2 protein-coding genes are annotated in these 888 nt (G+C 47.0%); both read left to right on the top strand.

What is annotated here, in order from left to right; all coding sequences use genetic code 11:
* Window positions 1–573: RNase A-like domain-containing protein (locus HX869_RS31025; RefSeq protein ID WP_306172797.1), on the top strand; the 573-nt coding region annotated here is incomplete at its 5' end.
* Window positions 570–872 (top strand): contact-dependent growth inhibition system immunity protein, encoded by a 303-nt coding sequence (locus tag HX869_RS31020; RefSeq protein WP_134326170.1) that lies wholly within the window; start codon window positions 570–572, stop codon window positions 870–872. The genes HX869_RS31025 and HX869_RS31020, both read left to right, overlap by 4 nt.
* Window positions 873–888 lie beyond the last annotated feature (16 nt).

The following is an 888-nucleotide window of genomic DNA, read 5'->3' as shown; positions in this document are numbered from 1 at the left end:
TACAACCGACATCGCTACTACAATCCGGATATTGGCCGCTACCTGACGCCTGATCCGGTGAAACTGGCGGGCGGGCTGAACGGATACCTGTACGTGCCCAACCCGACGGGGTGGGTGGATCCGTTGGGGTTGAGCTGTAAAGCTACAGCCTGCCCAGGCCAAATAGTCGCCGATGGGCCTTACAGCGAAATTGTTCCTGGTGGAGGTTTAGCTGCTCACGAAGCTGCCGGAGGACATTTGATGCAAAAGCACATTGGTAGAACTGACCAACAACTGGCAACACGTCTTAAAAATGAGCCTCATGTGCCCACGGCATCTACCTTCCCTGATCGCGCGACAGCCGAGTCAGCAATATCAAGCGTGATAGCAAGCAACAAAACTAAAATAAATTCGTTTGTTAAAGGAAAAGACAAAAAAATTGTTATTACTCAAAAGTCTCCTCAGCCAGTTGGAACTAGCCTGAAGCGAGGTGCAAAAAAAACCGTCCCCGGACGGGAGATTTACCTGATTTTGTTCAAAGATAAAAGCATGCCCAATGGCTATAGAATTCAGACCGGATATCCGAATCCATGAATAACGATTATTCACAACTGCAGCAACTTCTCGCGGGTTACTTCAATCAAGATTGGGTTGATGAGTTTGATAGTGCGGACAATGTGATTCTCAGCTTTATAGCTGAATCCTCAGCAGAAACTTTTAAAGCTGCACACCTCGAGTTAAAAGCTCTTTTACATGCCAACAAGACGGAGCAAGCGTTACAGCATCTTTTGTTCTCAGATATTGGCTGTGGCTACTATTATCCTCACGATTGGAAAAGCGGGAAATTGTGGCTGGAGCACATTGACGCGCTTTTGAGCCAAAGAGGCGAATAACTTCGATCTCTTAAGA

This window comes from Pseudomonas sp. P7779 (assembly GCF_013386315.1).
In the GTDB taxonomy this organism is placed as follows: domain Bacteria; phylum Pseudomonadota; class Gammaproteobacteria; order Pseudomonadales; family Pseudomonadaceae; genus Aquipseudomonas.
Note: the sequence above shows the minus strand (reverse complement) of the source record. Positions and strands in the feature narration are given on the sequence as shown.